Annotated in this window: 17 protein-coding genes; 6 read left to right on the forward strand and 11 right to left on the reverse strand. The window is 63.0% G+C overall.

The features are described from left to right. Positions 1-48: 48 nt before the first annotated feature. From FQU74_RS06510 to FQU74_RS06520, 3 genes are read left to right on the forward strand one after another with little or no spacing between them, the layout of a single operon-like run. Positions 49-777, forward strand: coding sequence for a heme ABC transporter permease (locus FQU74_RS06510; protein WP_146285595.1), 729 nt, complete (start codon positions 49-51; stop codon positions 775-777). Then, entirely contained in the window at positions 774-944 is a 171-nt protein-coding gene (ccmD, locus tag FQU74_RS06515; RefSeq protein ID WP_146285596.1) for a heme exporter protein CcmD, read from the forward strand. Before FQU74_RS06510 ends, ccmD begins: the two co-directional genes overlap by 4 nt. Continuing rightward, positions 944-1,492, forward strand: a complete 549-nt coding sequence (locus FQU74_RS06520; RefSeq protein WP_146285597.1) for a DsbE family thiol:disulfide interchange protein — start codon at positions 944-946, stop codon at positions 1,490-1,492. The genes ccmD and FQU74_RS06520 overlap by 1 nt, the downstream gene beginning before the upstream one ends. A gap of 5 nt (positions 1,493-1,497) precedes the next feature. Here the strand turns inward: FQU74_RS06520 and FQU74_RS19270 are convergent, their stop codons facing one another. Both FQU74_RS19270 and acnA read right to left on the reverse strand, forming a co-directional pair. Then, complete coding sequence (locus FQU74_RS19270; protein ID WP_158635548.1) at positions 1,498-1,635, reverse strand: hypothetical protein; 138 nt, start codon at positions 1,633-1,635, stop codon at positions 1,498-1,500. 133 nt (positions 1,636-1,768) lie between these two features. Next, positions 1,769-4,522: an aconitate hydratase AcnA gene (gene acnA / locus FQU74_RS06525; RefSeq protein ID WP_146285598.1), complete on the reverse strand. Its 2,754-nt coding sequence runs from the start codon at positions 4,520-4,522 to the stop codon at positions 1,769-1,771. Positions 4,523-4,788: 266 nt separating this feature from the next. Here acnA and FQU74_RS06530 point away from each other — a divergent pair, with 266 nt between their 5' ends. Continuing rightward, positions 4,789-5,490, forward strand: coding sequence for a DUF1223 domain-containing protein (locus FQU74_RS06530; protein ID WP_373288982.1), 702 nt, complete (start codon positions 4,789-4,791; stop codon positions 5,488-5,490). 7 nt (positions 5,491-5,497) lie between these two features. On the opposite strand, the gene FQU74_RS06535 is transcribed toward FQU74_RS06530, so the two are convergent. The 6 genes from FQU74_RS06535 to FQU74_RS06560 form a co-directional block, all read right to left on the reverse strand. Then, positions 5,498-6,379 carry a lysophospholipid acyltransferase family protein gene (locus FQU74_RS06535; protein WP_146285599.1) on the reverse strand — a complete coding sequence of 294 codons (882 nt, stop codon included), beginning with the start codon at positions 6,377-6,379 and terminating at the stop codon, positions 5,498-5,500. Between the two features lie 5 nt (positions 6,380-6,384). Further along, positions 6,385-7,251: a DMT family transporter gene (locus FQU74_RS06540; RefSeq protein WP_146285600.1), complete on the reverse strand. Its 867-nt coding sequence runs from the start codon at positions 7,249-7,251 to the stop codon at positions 6,385-6,387. A gap of 57 nt (positions 7,252-7,308) precedes the next feature. Further along, positions 7,309-8,388 (reverse strand): FliG C-terminal domain-containing protein, encoded by a 1,080-nt coding sequence (locus tag FQU74_RS06545; protein WP_146285601.1) that lies wholly within the window; start codon positions 8,386-8,388, stop codon positions 7,309-7,311. A 57-nt stretch (positions 8,389-8,445) separates the two neighbouring features. Beyond that, positions 8,446-8,607, reverse strand: coding sequence for a chitin-binding domain-containing protein (locus tag FQU74_RS06550; RefSeq protein WP_146285602.1), 162 nt, complete (start codon positions 8,605-8,607; stop codon positions 8,446-8,448). A 118-nt stretch (positions 8,608-8,725) separates the two neighbouring features. Then, positions 8,726-10,030, reverse strand: coding sequence for an adenylosuccinate lyase (gene purB, locus FQU74_RS06555; protein ID WP_146285603.1), 1,305 nt, complete (start codon positions 10,028-10,030; stop codon positions 8,726-8,728). 147 nt (positions 10,031-10,177) lie between these two features. Further along, positions 10,178-10,429, reverse strand: a complete 252-nt coding sequence (locus tag FQU74_RS06560) for a DUF333 domain-containing protein (RefSeq protein WP_146285604.1) — start codon at positions 10,427-10,429, stop codon at positions 10,178-10,180. 126 nt (positions 10,430-10,555) lie between these two features. Here FQU74_RS06560 and FQU74_RS06565 point away from each other — a divergent pair, with 126 nt between their 5' ends. Then, positions 10,556-11,338, forward strand: a complete 783-nt coding sequence (locus FQU74_RS06565; RefSeq protein WP_146285605.1) for a heme-dependent oxidative N-demethylase family protein — start codon at positions 10,556-10,558, stop codon at positions 11,336-11,338. Here the strand turns inward: FQU74_RS06565 and FQU74_RS19275 are convergent. The 3 genes from FQU74_RS19275 to FQU74_RS06580 form a co-directional block, all read right to left on the reverse strand. Beyond that, on the reverse strand, positions 11,335-12,054 hold the full coding sequence (locus FQU74_RS19275; protein ID WP_158635549.1) for a hypothetical protein: 720 nt from the start codon (positions 12,052-12,054) through the stop codon (positions 11,335-11,337). The two genes, FQU74_RS06565 and FQU74_RS19275, sit on opposite strands and share 4 nt — an antisense overlap. Positions 12,055-12,246: 192 nt before the next feature. Continuing rightward, positions 12,247-13,656 (reverse strand): type I glutamate--ammonia ligase, encoded by a 1,410-nt coding sequence (glnA, locus tag FQU74_RS06575; protein WP_146285606.1) that lies wholly within the window; start codon positions 13,654-13,656, stop codon positions 12,247-12,249. Positions 13,657-13,731: 75 nt separating this feature from the next. Then, positions 13,732-14,070 carry a P-II family nitrogen regulator gene (locus tag FQU74_RS06580; RefSeq protein ID WP_146285607.1) on the reverse strand — a complete coding sequence of 113 codons (339 nt, stop codon included), beginning with the start codon at positions 14,068-14,070 and terminating at the stop codon, positions 13,732-13,734. Positions 14,071-14,245: 175 nt separating this feature from the next. Between FQU74_RS06580 and FQU74_RS06585 the strand changes: the two genes are divergently transcribed. Further along, positions 14,246-15,781, forward strand: coding sequence for an NAD(P)H-hydrate dehydratase (locus tag FQU74_RS06585; protein WP_146285608.1), 1,536 nt, complete (start codon positions 14,246-14,248; stop codon positions 15,779-15,781). The last annotated feature ends 52 nt before the right edge of the window (positions 15,782-15,833 follow it).

A 15,833-nucleotide genomic window follows, 5' to 3' on the forward strand; every position in this document is an offset into this window, starting at 1 on the left:
GCGAAGATGACGCTTGCCGCACAGCCATCAAGGATTTAGCGAGGCCCAATGTCGATCTGGGAATATGCCAATCCGAAGAAGTTTTCCGAGACCGCCGCGCGCATCCTGCCGGTGGTCGCGCCCCTTTCTGCGCTTACCCTGCTGGTGGGGCTGATCTGGGGGTTCTTCTTCACACCGGATGACTACAAGCAGGGCGCGACGGTCAAGATCATCTACCTGCATGTGCCTTCGGCCATGATGGCGATCAACGCTTGGGGGATGATGCTGGTGACAAGCCTTGTCTGGCTGATCCGGCGCCATCATGTCAGCGCGCTTGCCGCGCGTGCGGCGGCGCCGATCGGGCTTGCTTTCACACTGATCGCGCTGGTGACGGGGGCGTTGTGGGGCCAGCCGATGTGGGGCACCTGGTGGGCCTGGGATCCGCGGCTGACCTCGTTCCTGATCCTTGCGCTGTTCTATCTGGGCTATATCGCGCTGTGGCAGGCGGTCGAGAACCCCGATACCGCCGCTGACCTGACCTCTGTTCTGTGCATCGTCGGTTCGGTCTTTGCCCTGCTTAGCCGCTATGCGGTGAACTTCTGGAATCAGGGTCTGCATCAGGGCGCCTCTCTCAGCCTCGACAAGGAGGAAAACGTCTCGGACGTTTTCTGGTTGCCGCTTCTCGTCTGTATTGCTGGGTTTATTCTACTGTTCGTGTCGCTGGTGCTGCTGCGCACGGTGACAGAAATCCGCCTGCGCCGCCTAGCGGTGATCGAGGCACGCGAGAGGGTGGAATGATGCCGGATCTGGGGAAATACGCGGTTCCTGTGCTGGGTTCCTATGGGGCGACCCTTGCCATTCTGGCGGTGCTGATCGGGGTGTCGGTCTGGCGCCATGCGCGCGTGAAGCGCGCATTGACCGAGGCCGAGGCACGCCGCGCGCGGGCCGAGAACGGGGGCAAGTGATGGGTCGCATCCTCTATTTCATCCCGCTGCTGCTGATCGTGGGGTTCCTTGGCGCGGTCGCGCTGCCCAAGCTGATCGAAAACGCCGAGAACCCCGGCGATGTAAACGCGATCCCCTCGACGCTGGCAGGAAAACCCGCGCCGACGCTGGAGTTGCAGCCCCTTCAGGACCTTCCGCTTTTGACCGATGTGGCGGTGCGGGCACCCGAGGTGAAGCTTGTGAACTTCTGGGCCAGCTGGTGCGCGCCGTGCCGTGCCGAGCATCCGACGCTGATCAAGCTTCAATCCGAGGGGCTGACGATCCTTGGCGTGAACTACAAGGACAAACCCGAGAACGCGCTCGGTTTCCTTGCAGAACTTGGCAACCCATATGCTGCTGTTGGTGCGGATTCCGGCCGTCTGGGCATCGAGTGGGGGGTGTATGGCGTGCCTGAGACCTTTGTCATCGATGCCAAGGGCCATGTCATCCTGCGTCACGCCGGGCCGATCACCGAACAGGAACTTGAACGGGTGATCCGCCCGGCGATCGCCAAGGCCCGCGGCGAGTAATCCGGCTAGACCAGCTGCAAAAGCCAGACGACTGCGACCATACAGGCCGCAGCCACCGCATGTTCACGCCGTGGGAACAGAAGCCGCGGCCAAAGGCGGGCGCGGTCAAGCTCGGCTTGGGGAAGAAGATCGGGGAAGGTCATTGTGCACTCCTGTCTGGGGTGCAGCCATTCTGCGCGGGAAGAACTTAATGCGAACATAACGCGCGGCCGAAGCAGCCCAAATGACAACGGGCGCCCCAGTAAGGGGCGCCCGTCGTTTTCCGTCCCAGCCTGATCAGGCGCGTGCGAGGTCGCGCAGCACGTAGTGCAACACGCCGCCATTCTCGACGTATTCGATCTCGATTGCCGTATCGATGCGGCACTTGATCTGGATCGTCTTCACGCTGCCATCGGCATACTGGATGGTGCAGGGCACCAGGCTCAGCGGTTTCAGATCGCCCGCCAGACCGGCGATCGAGACCACTTCGTCACCCTTCAGGCCCAGCGACTTGCGGTTCATGCCTTCGGTGAACTCGAACGGGATGACGCCCATGCCGACGAGGTTCGACCGGTGGATACGTTCGAACGATTCGGCGATCACGGCCTTGACGCCCAGAAGCGCCGTGCCCTTGGCAGCCCAGTCACGCGAGGAGCCCGCGCCATATTCGATACCACCAAAGATCACCAGCGGCGTGCCCTGATCCTGATAGGCCATCGAAGCGTCGAAGATCGAGGTCTGCTCGCCATCCGGCCCTTTGGTGTAACCGCCCTCAACGCCATCCAGCATCTCGTTCTTGATGCGGATATTGGCAAAGGTGCCGCGCATCATGACTTCGTGGTTGCCACGACGCGAGCCGTAGGAGTTGAAGTCCTTCACCGGAACCTGACGTTCGGTCAGATACTTGCCGGCCGGGGTGGTCGCCTTGAACGAACCCGCGGGCGAGATGTGGTCGGTGGTGATCATGTCACCCAGAATCGCGAGGACGCGGGCGCCTTCGATATCCTTGATGACACCCGGCTCTTTACCCATGCCGCGGAAGTAGGGCGGGTTCTGGATATAGGTCGAGGTCGGCGGCCAGTCGTAGGTCTGGCTGTCGGTCACCTCAACGCCCTGCCACTTTTCGTCGCCCTTGAAGACGTCGGCGTATTTGGCCTGGAACATCTCGCGCGTGACAACGCTGTCGACCAGATCGGCCACTTCCTTCGAGGTCGGCCAGATGTCTTTCAGATAGACCGGCTTGCCGTCTTTCGAGGTGCCGATCGGGTCTTTCGTCAGGTTGATGTTCAGATCACCCGCGATGGCATAGGCCACGACCAGCGGCGGCGAGGCGAGGAAGTTCGCGCGCACATCGGGGCTGATACGGCCCTCGAAGTTCCGGTTGCCCGAAAGCACCGCAGTCGCGACAAGGTCATTCTCGTTGATCGCCTTGGAGATCGCCGGATCGCCCAGCGGGCCCGAGTTGCCGATACAGGTGGTGCAGCCGTAGCCCACGAGGTTGAAGCCGATGGCATCCAGGTCCTCTTGCAGGCCAGCAGCTTGCAAGTACTCGCCCACGACCTGCGATCCCGGTGCCAGCGAGGTTTTCACCCAGGGCTTGCGGGTCAGGCCAAGCGCGCGTGCCTTGCGGGCCACGAGGCCGGCCCCCATCATCACATAGGGGTTCGAGGTGTTGGTGCACGAGGTGATCGCCGCGATCACGACCGAGCCGTCACCCACCTTGTAGTCCTTGCCCTCTACCTGCACGGATTTGCGCGGGTCGGTCGGCGGAGCGACCGGGGCAGGGCCTTCCGATGCCATTTCGACCGCCGGGGTGGTGATGTCGATGCCGCGGTAATCGGCCACGACCTTGTAGAAGGTACGGGCCGCATCGGTCAGCGGCAGATAGTCCTGCGGGCGTTTCGGGCCCGAGATCGCCGGGACGATCTCACCCATGTCGAGGTGCAGGGTGGAGGTGTAGATCGGGTTGTAATCCGCGCCGCGCCAGAAGCCGTTTTCCTTGGCATAGGCCTCGACCAAGGCGATGCGCGATTCCTCGCGGCCGGTGTTGCGCAGGTAGCGCAGGGTCTCGTCGTCGATCGGGAAGAAGCCGCAGGTCGCGCCATATTCCGGTGCCATGTTGGCGATGGTGGCACGGTCGGCCAGCGGCAGGTGGTCAAGGCCTTCGCCGTAGAATTCGACGAACTTGTTCACCACGCCATGCTTGCGCAGCATCTGCACGACCTTCAGCACGAGGTCGGTAGCGGTGGTGCCTTCAACCATGCGGCCGGTCAGCTTGAAGCCAACAACCTCGGGGATCAGCATCGAGACGGGCTGGCCCAGCATCGCAGCTTCCGCCTCGATGCCACCCACGCCCCAACCCAGAACGGCAAGGCCGTTCACCATGGTGGTGTGGCTGTCGGTGCCGACCAGAGTGTCGGGATAGGCCACGAGCTGGCCGTTCTGGTCGGTGTCGGTCCAGACGGTCTGCGCCAGATATTCCAGGTTCACCTGGTGGCAGATGCCGGTGCCGGGCGGCACCACGCGGAAGTTGTTGAACGCCTTTTGCCCCCATTTCAGGAAGACATAGCGCTCCATGTTGCGCTCGTATTCCAGATCGACGTTCATCTGGAAGGCGCGCGGGTTGCCGAACTCATCGATCATGACCGAGTGGTCGATGACCAGATCGACCGGGTTCAGCGGGTTGATCTTCTGGGCGTCACCGCCAAGGCCAAGGATGCCATCGCGCATGGCGGCAAGGTCAACCACGGCCGGAACGCCCGTGAAGTCCTGCATCAGCACGCGTGCGGGGCGGTAGGCGATCTCGATCGGGTTCTTGCCGCCCATCTTGCCCCAGTCGGAGAAGGCCTTGATGTCATCCACGGTGACGGTCTTGCCGTCCTCGAAACGCAGCATGTTTTCCAGCACCACCTTCAGCGCGGCGGGAAGCTTGGAGAACTCGCCCAGACCGGCGGCCTCGGCGGCGGGGATCGAGTAATAGGCGACGGATTGACCGCCGGCTGTCAGGGTTTTCCTCGTTTTGCTGCTGTCGTGTCCGACGGTGACGGTCATGGTCGCCTCCTGGCTGTGGCTCGGAAATTCGGGCTCGCGGGAACCCCCTTAAGCGTCTTGCCGCATTGCGGCGCATCGCGCAAGGGAATCTGCCGGGCCTTTGTATGCAATTGTATGCCGAAAATCCAGCACGGATTTCAACGGTACGTCCAATCTTGCCAAATGGGGTCTGTTGCGTGCTATGCCACGCGCCTGGCTCTCGCAAAACCTTGATTGGCGAGGGGCGGGCGCTTTGGGTAGAACCAAGGCATCGAAAGGGGATCGGAATGATGATGCACAGGGCCTTTGGCCTGGCTTGCGGGGTCTGGGCGCTTGCGTCAGTCGCGAGCCTTGCCCAGAACACACCGCTTGTGGTCGAGCTTTATACCTCGCAAGGCTGTTCTTCCTGCCCCCCGGCGGATGACCTTTTCGCGCAGATGACAGAAGACCCGAACCTGATCCCGCTCGCACTGCATGTCGACTACTGGGATTACATCGGTTGGATCGACAAGTTCGCGAAGCCGCAATACACGCAGCGGCAAAAGGCCTACGCCAAGGCGGCGGGCAGCCGCATGATCTATACGCCGCAAATGATCGTCGCCGGCGAGTCCAGGGTTGAGGGGAATGACCCGGACTCCATTCTGGGCGCCATCCAGAAAGAGGCGGCTGTCGTCTCGGATGTTTCGCTTTCGGTTCAGCGGGAAGGCGGCGCATTGCGCATTCGCGTCGAGGGTACTGCCTCATCGGCGCCGATGCGGGTGCAGCTTGTGCGCTACCAGCCCGAGAAAACCGTGACGATCGAACATGGCGAGAACGCCGGTAAAACCGTGACCTATCACAACATCGTGACCCGATGGGAGCGTGTGGCGGACTGGAACGGTGGGCAGCCACTGGACATGTCGCTGCCGATAGAGGGCGATGAGCCTGCTGTGGTGCTTGTGCAGCGTGACGGGCCGGGGCGTATTCTCGCGGCCGCGCGGGTCGATTGATCCCGCGCTAGACCTTCCAGCGCTTGTGGATCCAGAACCACTGGTCCAGATGCTCGCGCACATGGGCCTCAAGATGGTCGTTCAGGGCCTGAGACATCTCTTCTGCGGTGGTGTGCGGAATCGGCGCGTCGACCAGAACGTCGAAATCGAGGCCGTTCTCGCGCCGCGTCGCATAGCTTGGGATCAGCAGCGCGTCATATTTAAGCGCGAGTTCCGAGGCCGAGAGCGCGGTCTTGGCCGGATGGCCAAAGAAAGTCAGCGTCGCGCCAAGGTTCATGTGCTGGTCCTGCACGATACCCAGCATCCCGCCTTCACGCAGGAAGCGCACCATGCCAGCCATGCCTTGACGGCCCCGCGCAAAGAGGGGTGAGCCGATGCTGGCCATCGCCTGAACGTAATGTTCGTTGAAGTACCGGTTGGTCATCGGGCGATAAAGGCCACCGATCTTGAACCCGCGCGCCTTCAGGGCCGCGCGGCTGGCGTCATAGCTGCCGAAATGGCCGGTCACCAGCACGACGGGGCGGTTCTGCGCCTTGGCCTCTTCCAGCGCCTCGAGGCCAGGCCCCCGGATGGGTGCGCGGCGGGCACGTTCCAGAAACTCTTCGCCCGAATACATCTCGATGATGGTCCGGCCGACATTGTCGGGCACCGCGCGCATCATGCGCCGCACCTCGGCCTCGGGCATCTCTGGGAAAATCAGGGCGAGGTTGTCGCGGATCCGACGGCTGTAGCCGGCCACTGGAGCGATCACGCGCGACATGATCCAGCCACACAGCGGCACGCGCCAAGTGTAGGGCAGCAGAAGCAGCGCCCGGATTAGCCCCACCAGCACCAGATTTTGAATCCAGTGGTCCAGTCGGAACGGGGGCTTTTCAGGTGTCTTCGCCATATCTCTCAAACGGTGCGGCTGGCGCGGGTTTCGCGGTGCCAGACATAGAGGCCCGCCCCTGCGATCACAAGGGCGCCGACAATTGTCCACCTGTCGGGCCATTCGTCGAAGAAGACGATACCCCAGATGGTGGCGTAGAGGATGCCGACATAGCCAAAGGGCGCAATCGCCCCGGCTTCGGCAATCGTATAGGCACGGATCAGCAGGAACTGCCCTGCGGTCCCGATCACCCCGATCAGCGCAAAGCCCCAGAGATCAGCAACGGCAATTGGTTCGAACCACCAGATCATCATGACCGAGGTGACGATAGTGCCAAACATTGCTGAATACATAAGCGAGGTCGCCGGTGCCTCGGTGTCGCCGACAAAGCGTGTCGTAAGGGCATAGCCTGCGAAACAGGTGGCGCAGGCCAGAGGCAGCAGTGCAGCAGGCTGAAAGACGCCCATGCCGGGGCGGATGATGATCATCGCCCCGATCAGCGCCATGATGACGCCGGCGATGCGCCTCGGGCCGAGACGTTCACCCAGAAAGAGCGCCGCGCCGAGCGTGATCAGCACCGGGTTGACATCCGTGATCGCCGTCGCCTCGGCAAGGCCGATATGCGCAAGCGACAGAAAGAAGAACGCGGTCGCCCCGAACTGAAGCAACGAGCGGAGCAGTTGCAGACCCGGCCGATTGGTTCGCAGCACGCTGCCCATGCGCGGAAGGAAGAACAGGCTGACAAGTACGGTCTGACCGGCATAGCGGGCCCAAACCACCTGCAGTGACGGATAGTCCTGCGAGAGGTGTTTCGCCAAAGCGTCCATCAGCGTGAACATGGCGATCGACGCCAGAACAAGCAGTATGCCGCGACCGTTTTCCGAACCTTGCATGGCGCCTCCGTTGCGGGGCGGACCCTAGGCTTTGCCCGGGGCAAGGGCAAGGTGGGCTCAGGTCTCGGTCTCGGAGGGCGCGAGAACCAGTTCCCCCGCCGCCTCAAGCGCGCGAATTGCCGTGACTACGGCGGCCATTGCAGCCTCGCCCTCGGCCGCCTTGACGTTGCCGCGATCGGCGATTTCGTCGCGCAGCGATTGCGCCATGCGCTGCGAAAGGTTGGCAAGAAGGAACTCGGCCGTGGCCGATCGCGCGGGATCTGCACTTGCAGCAGCGAGCGCCACCACAAGGGTTGGCTGATCGACCACGCGCAGGATACGCGGCACATCCCGCGCCTCAACCCGAAGGGGGATATGGGCAAAGGTGAAGATTGACCTGCGCACCTCTGCCGCAAATGCGGCATCGGCTTCGAGCAAGCCGTCCAGCATATCAGCGCGCATCCCCTCGGTCGCGACGTTGAGAATGGCGCCAACGCGCTCGGCCGGGCCGGTATCGAAGGCACGCGGGGGGGTGCTATCCAGTTGTGTCAGCAGCGCAATTCCGATCCGCCGCACGGTCGCGGGGGCTATGTCGCGTGTCCGGGACATGCTGTGCGCGATACGCCGGGCATGATCGCCCGGCAGTTGGCTGAGCAATCCCGCAGCCGTCGACGGAGGAAGCTTCGAGAGAAGGACCGCCGCAACCTCTGCGCTTTCGCATGTGACCAGTGGCAACAGTGCTTCAGCCGATGCGACAGAAATACGATCCCACGGGTCACTGTCGCCGCGCATCCGCATCATCCGGCGCAGATGCGTGGCCGTGGCGTCCGAGATGTGACCCTCCATGAGGTTGATCGCCCCGGCAAGCCCGCCCGGAAATGTCAGACCTACCTGGCCCAGTTCATCCAGAAACTCCGACACGACCTGTTCGAGTGTGGCGCGGTCAACGAGCCGCATGTCGCCCATCTGCTGCGCAAGGTCGGCCTGCATGCCATCAGGAAGGGAGCCGAGGGGGAGGGGGGTGCCCTCGGACAGCAGGATACGGACGATGATCGCCGCTTTCTGCCGACGATTCAGGCTGACGGCACGCGGTCGCGCGGACACTGACCCAGAGGCCGCAACCTGAGCCGGTTTGATTTGTGCGAGTGCCTGAGCCATGCCACCACCTGATTCATCGCCTTTCGGGCAGACTGGCAGGTGGCGGTTAACGGCAGATTAGCTCGACTGTGTTTCGCAGGCCCGCGTATCGGGGTTCCAGCTTGTCCCTTCGGCGCAGGACATCTTTGCCTCTTCATGGCCCGCGCAGGCCGCTGCGGCGACACTGGGCAGGGAAAGAACGGCGACCACGGCCAGGAACGGAAGGCTACGGCGTTTCATGGCAATCTCCCTTCGGTGTGATGGTCGATGATAGCATCAAATCGCCGTCCGCGTCCGGTAAAGGAAACGTGAAGGGGCGGGCAATCGCCCGCCCCCTGTCACGTTGCCGCGTTCTGTATCACTTGCCGAAAACGCGGGCGAAGATCGTGTCCACATGTTTGGTGTGATAGCCAAGGTCGAACTTCTCTTCGATCTCGGCAGGCGAGAGGGCCGAAGTCACCTCGGGATCTGCCAGAAGCTCGGTCTTGAAGTCGGCGCCCTTCTCCCAGACTTTCATCGCGTTGCGCTGGACAAGGCGGTAGCTGTCTTCGCGGCTGACGCCCGCTTGCGTCAGGGCAAGAAGCACACGCTGCGACATGACCAGCCCTTTGAACTTGTTCATGTTCTTGAGCATGTTCTCAGGGTAGATCACCAGCTTTTCGACCACACCCGCCAGACGATGCAGCGCGAAGTCCAGCGTCACGGTGGTGTCTGGCCCGATCGCGCGCTCCACCGAGCTGTGCGAGATATCGCGCTCGTGCCAAAGTGCCACATTCTCCAGCGCGGGGATGACTGACATCCGCACAAGGCGGGCAAGGCCGGTCAGGTTTTCGGTCAGCACCGGGTTGCGCTTGTGGGGCATCGCGGACGAGCCCTTTTGGCCGGGGCTGAAGAACTCTTCGGCCTCCAGCACCTCGGTGCGCTGCATGTGGCGGATTTCGATGGCGATATTCTCGATCGACGAGGCGATGACCCCCAGAGTGGCGAAGAACATCGCGTGACGGTCACGCGGGATCACCTGGGTCGAGACCGGCTCGGGCAGAAGGCCCAGCTTTTCGCAGACATATTCCTCGACGCGCGGGTCGATGTTGGCAAAGGTGCCGACCGCGCCCGAGATGGCGCCAGTGCGGATTTCCTCGCGGGCCGCGACCAGACGGCGACGGTTGCGATCCATCTCGGCATAGAAGCGGGCGAAGGTCAGACCCATCGTGGTGGGCTCGGCATGGATGCCGTGGCTGCGACCGATGCGGACTGTGTCCTTATGTTCAAACGCGCGGGTCTTGAGCGCGGCCAGCACGCGATCGACGCCGGCAAGCAGCAGATCAGCGGCGCGGACGAGCTGGATGTTCAGCGTGGTGTCCAGCACGTCGGACGAGGTCATGCCCTGATGGACAAAGCGCGCTTCATCATTGCCGATGATCTCGGCCAGATGGGTCAGGAAGGCGATCACGTCGTGCTTTGTCACCGCCTCGATTTCGTCGATGCGGGCCACGTTGAATTCCACGTCCCTGGCTTTCCACACCGCCTCGGCATTGGCCTTGGGGATCACACCCAGCATGGCCTGCGCGTCGCAGGCATGGGCCTCGATCTCGTACCAGATGCGGAACCGGGTCTGCGGTTCCCAGATGGCAACCATGTCGGGGCGGGAATAGCGCGGAATCATCGGGCAGCCTTTCGTTTGCGGCAAGGATCGGGCGTCAGGGATCGGCCTTGCGCATAGTCGCTTCTGCCCCGGCGTTCAAGGCGGCGAAGTTGGGCTTTTGGCCAGCCACCCTGTCCCGCGCGTGCAGGTTCAGAACGAAGCGTGGGGTCAGAGGCTGTTCTTGCCGCGGAAGAGTTGCCATTCCTCGACCACCGTGCCGTCGGGCAGGTGGCAATAGCCCGCTTCGCCCGCCTGCTCCTGCCGCAGTTCCAGCCTGCCGCCGAGTTCCGCGCAGTATTGGGCCGCCGGGTTTGAGGCGGATGCCCAGCGTCCAACCTCGGCCGTCGGTGCCCCGCCGCCCCCGCAGCCGGCAAGCAGGGCGGCAAGAAGGGCTGTGGCTGTGATGGTGCGAACAGGCATTGGGGGCTCCGCAGGGGTTTGGGCTTGGGTGGAGTTTTTCACCATCCGCGGCGCCTGTGCAAGACTTGGGCTGCACAACTGCAAGGGGGCTTTCTGTTGGCCAGCGCTTTGGCTAGGTTTGCCGCCATGACGAAGCCGATCCTGCAATCCCGCCTTCCGCTTTCCCCCTGGATGGACCCACGTTGCTGGCGCCTGCCGGGCATACAGCCGGTTGAGGGCGAGGACTGGCTGCGGGTGGACGATGCCTTTGCCGCACAGATGGCCGAACGCGATTCCCGCATCGCGACCGAGCCGTCACGCGTGCACGCGCTGTTGCCCGAAGCGAAAGAGGCGGCGGCAGAGCTGCTGGCGATCCTGCTGGAGCGGCTTGCGCAGACGCCGGGATACCGGGTGGCATACGACCACGTGCAGCGTCCTGATGGTGTCACGGTGCCCCTTGATCCCGCGCAACCGCTGCTGACGGCCGGGCGGCTTGTGCAAGAGGATCTGTGCCTGCTGACGCGGGCAGGTGATGAACATCAGCTTTCGGGTGCGATCCTGTGTTTCCCGGCAAGCTGGACACTGGCGCAGAAGATCGGGCGACCGATGACGGTGGTACACCACCCGGTCAGCCATTACTCGGAAGAGGTGGCGCGCCGGGTACAGCGCTTGTTCGATGCGATCCGTCCGGGGCAGGCGCTGTGGCGGATGAACGCCCTGGTCTATGATGACCCGACGCTGTTTCAGCCGCGCCCGGAAGGTGCCGCGCGGCCCAAGCCGGTTGATCGCACCTACATGCGCTGTGAACGACAGTGCCTTGTACGGTTGCCGGCAAGTGGTGCTGTGCTCTTTTCCATCCATACCTATCTTGTCCGCGTCGCCGACCTTCCGGCCGAGGATCGGGCAGGGATGGAGGCCGCCGGGCTCTAGAACAGCAGCGACAGCGCCGCAGTTCCGGCGATCTGCTGAAGCCCCACGGCTGCCCCAGTCAACGCAACGGCGCGCGATGACAGCCGAAGATCCTCACCGCGCACGAAGCTATGCGCCATCAGCGCGGCCCCGACCGGCACCGAAACCGCAAGGACCGAGCAGTTGAACGCGTGGGCGGTGATGCGCTGCGCAAGCTCGGGCTGCGCCTCACTGCGAGTTCGCAGCGGCTTCGCGTCGTCGCGTGGGCGCTGCGGCATTGCATCCCGTGCCAGCGACGTGCGCGCGGCCATCAGATCGATACCGAAGAAGGCGTCGAGGAAATCGGCATCCAGCGGCAGCTCACTGCGCTGGCAGAGCAGGCTGGAGGTGGGGCAGAAGCGGTGAAGCGCCGCGATCACCTGACCGCAGAGCCCCGACAGACGGGCGCGATCATTGTCGAGCGATCCGACCACGTCCATCTCGGGGTTCGCAGCAACGGCCACGACGAGGCAGCTTGCCCCATCATCGGCAAAAGCATCGCTCAGACCCACCAGCAGGCGACGGTCGCCAAAGTCGAACCAGGCCGCGCTGTCAGATGCCAGCGTCAGCTGATAGTCCTCATCGATATCGCGTTCCAGTTGGCGATCCACTTCGCTGACGACGCGCATGAAATTGGGCGCCGGAGCATCGGCGTAAACCATCATCGAAATCATCGAACCGCCGATATCGCGCATCATGGATCCCCCAGTTGTCCCGTGCGTGGCGGGTTGCTGGCCCTGCGCCGTTCAGGCCTTGCAGGGCAGTCCCTTAAGCAAGAGTGAACCACAGCATAGAAGAGCGATCAAGGATTGATTCAACCTTTGCGAGTATCAGGCGCAAGAAAAAAGGGGCGCCTTTCGGCGCCCCTTCTGCAATCCGATCTGCTGCAATCAGCAGGAGTAGTACATCGCATACTCGACCGGGTGAGGCGTATGCTCATAGGCATAGACCTCTTCCCACTTGAGGCCGATGTAGGCATCAAGCTGCTCTTTGGTGAACACGCCACCAGCCAGCAGGAAGTCCATGTCCTTCTCCAGCTCTTCCAGCGCCTCGCGCAGCGAGCCGCAGACGGTCGGGATGGCGGCCAGTTCTTCCGGCGGCAGATCGTAGAGGTCCTTGTCCGAAGCCGGGCCCGGATCGATCTTGTTCTTGATGCCGTCGAGGCCAGCCATCAGCAGGGCAGCGAAGGCCAGGTAGGGGTTCGCAGCCGGATCGGGGAAGCGAGCTTCGACGCGCTTGGCTTTCGGCGATTCGGTCCACGGAATACGGACACAACCCGAGCGGTTGCGGGCCGAGTAGGCGCGCAGAACCGGGGCCTCGAAGCCGGGGATCAGGCGCTTGTAGCTGTTGGTCGAGGGGTTGGTCAGCGCGTTCAGCGCCTTGGCGTGCTTCAGGATGCCGCCGATGAAGTAGAGCGCCTCTTGCGAGAGGTCGGCATACTTGTCACCTGCGAAGAGCGGTTTGCCGTCCTTCCAGATCGACATGTTGACGTGCATCCCCGAGCCGTTGTCGCCCTTCATAGGCTTCGGCATGAAGGTCACGGTCTTGCCATAGGCGGCCGCGACGTTGTGGATCACGTACTTGTACTTCTGGATGTTGTCGGCCTGTTCGACCAGACCACCGAAGATCATGCCCAGTTCGTGCTGGCAGGTCGCCACTTCGTGGTGGTGCTTGTCGACCTTCATGCCCATGCGCTTCATGGTCGAGAGCATCTCGCCGCGCAGGTCCTGGGCCTCGTCAACCGGGTTCACCGGGAAGTAGCCGCCCTTGTGGGCCGCGCGGTGGGCAAGGTTGCCGCCTTCGATTTCCTTGTCGGTGTTCCAGGCAGCGGCCTCGGCGTCGATCGAGAACGACACTTTGGATGGCGTGACCGAGTAGCGGACGTCGTCGAAGATGAAGAATTCAGCCTCGGGGCCAAAGTAGGCGGCATCGCCCACGCCCGAGGATTTCATGTAGGCTTCAGCCTTTTTCGCGATCTGGCGCGGGCAGCGGTCATAGGCCTCGCCGGTGTCGGGTTCGACCACGTCGCAGTGCACGCACAGCGTTTTCTCGGCGTAGAAGGGGTCGATGTAGACCGAGGTCGCATCGGGGATCAGCTTCATGTCTGACTGATCGATCGACTTCCAGCCGGCAATGGACGAACCGTCGAACATGAAGCCTTCTTCAAAGAAGTCCTCGTCGATAAGGTCCACCACGATTGTCACGTGCTGAAGCTTGCCTTTCGGATCGGTAAAGCGGACGTCGACGTATTCGACTTCCTCGTCCTTAATCAGTTTCAGAGCATTCTTGATAGCGCTCATCATGCTGCCTTTCGGTTGGAGTTTGGCGGTGGGACCTGCGAGATGGGCAGCAGGACCGGTGTCTTGGGTAATGGGTCAGATCGCGTCGTCGCCGGTTTCACCGGTGCGGATGCGGATGGCCTGCTCGACAGGCGACACAAAGATCTTGCCGTCGCCGATTTTTTCGGTGCGCGCGGCATTGATGATCGCTTCGATGGCGGTGTCGACCATGTCATCCGGCAGGATGACCTCGATCTTCACCTTGGGCAGAAAGTCGACAACATATTCGGCGCCGCGATAGAGTTCGGTATGGCCCTTCTGACGACCGAAGCCCTTGACTTCGGTCACGGAAAGACCCTGAACGCCGGCTTCCTGAAGCGCTTCCTTCACTTCGTCGAGCTTGAACGGCTTGATGATCGCTTCGATCTTCTTCACCTGTCGACTCCCCCTCTGCGATGCTCTTGGAAGGTCAATCACCACTTCCCCGGGGCCGGAACAATCCGCTAGGCTTTTGGCTGCAATCACCGGCGCCGGAAATTCGGTGCATTGCCTAAAATTTGTTCACTGCGCCGGTTTTCGGGGCAGTTTTTGAATCCTCTGGGTCAATATGATGACAGAATTGCTGACCGCTGCCCAAATGCGCGCCATCGAGCAAGCCGCGATCCGCTCGGGCGAGGTGACCGGACTGGACTTGATGGAGCGCGCGGGGGCTGGCGTCGTCGAGGCGATTCTGGCGGAATGGCCCGAACTGGTCGAGGCGCCAGAGCGCGCAGTGGTGCTGTGCGGCCCAGGCAACAATGGCGGCGATGGGTTCGTGGTTGCGCGGCTGCTGGCCGGGCGGGGCTGGAAGGTTGAGGTCTTCCTGTACGGCGACCCTTCCAAGCTGCCCCCGGACGCGCGGGTAAACTATGAGCGGTGGTTGGCAATTGGAGCCGTCAATCCCTGGGCGCCCGCAATCATCAGCACTGCATCGGCAGACCTGTTCATTGATGCGGTCTTTGGGGCAGGGCTCACGCGCGCGCCGGCGACAGAGGTAATGGAGCCGCTCACCGAGTTGTACGTCAAGGGCGAGACCTTTGACAGAATGGTGGCCGTGGACGCGCCAACCGGGCTGTGCATGGACAGCGGACGGCCGCTTTCAGGCGAATGGGGGGCCGTCCACGCCTTCTTGGCCGTCACGTTTCACAAGGCGCGGATCGGCCATTACCTTGATGAAGGCCCATTCTACTGTGGAAAAGTGGTTACTGTGCCGATCGGGCTGCGTCCCGACCAACACGGTCCAGGACCTGCATTGATCGGGGCGCCGTCGTCTTCGATGCTCGGCAAGGGTGGCGCGTGCAACAAGTTCGGATACGGGCACGCACTGGTCATGGCTGGCCCGCCGGGTCGTGGCGGCGCGGCCCGTCTTTCGGCGCGGGGCGCGCTGCGGATCGGTGCCGGGCTGGTGACGCTGGGATGCCCGGCGGATGCGCTGGCCGAGAATGCGGCGCGGCTGGATGCAATAATGCTGCGCGGGATCGAGGATGCCGGGGCGCTTTCCGCCCTGATGAGTGATCCTCGGATCAACGCCCTTTGCCTTGGGCCGGGGTTCGGGATCAGCACGCGCGAGGCGGCTCTGATCCGGGCGGCGTTGCAGGCAAAGCGCGCAACGGTGCTTGACGCCGATGCGCTGACCCTGATCGCGCAAGATCCGTCGCTGTTTGGGGCGCTGCATAAAGAATGCGTGCTGACCCCACATGGCGGAGAGTTTGCGCGCCTTTTCCCCGACATCGCAGAACGGCTGGCGGCGCCGGCCACGACCGGCCCGGCCTATTCAAGGGTCGATGCCACACGAGAGGCTGCGGCGCAGGCAGGGTGCGTGGTGCTGTTCAAGGGGCCGGATACGGTGATCGCAGACCCGGATGGGCGCTGCGCGATCAATGCGGCCGTCTATGAACGCGCGGCGCCATGGCTCGCCACCGCGGGCTCTGGCGATGTGCTGGCGGGCTTCATCACCGGGCTTCTGGCGCGCGGGTTTGGCCCGTTTGAGGCGGCCTGCACCGGGGCATGGCTGCATGTCGAGGCGGCGCGCAGCTTTGGCCCCGGCCTGATCGCCGAGGACCTGCCCGAAGAGTTGCCCAAGGTGTTTCGCGCCCTCGGATTGTGACCTCGCGCGGGGTTTCCGCGCGATGGTGGTTTGGGCGGTGATTTTTCCCTCG

The sequence above is a fragment of the Gemmobacter aquaticus genome (assembly GCF_007859075.1).
Lineage (GTDB): Bacteria > Pseudomonadota > Alphaproteobacteria > Rhodobacterales > Rhodobacteraceae > Gemmobacter > Gemmobacter aquaticus.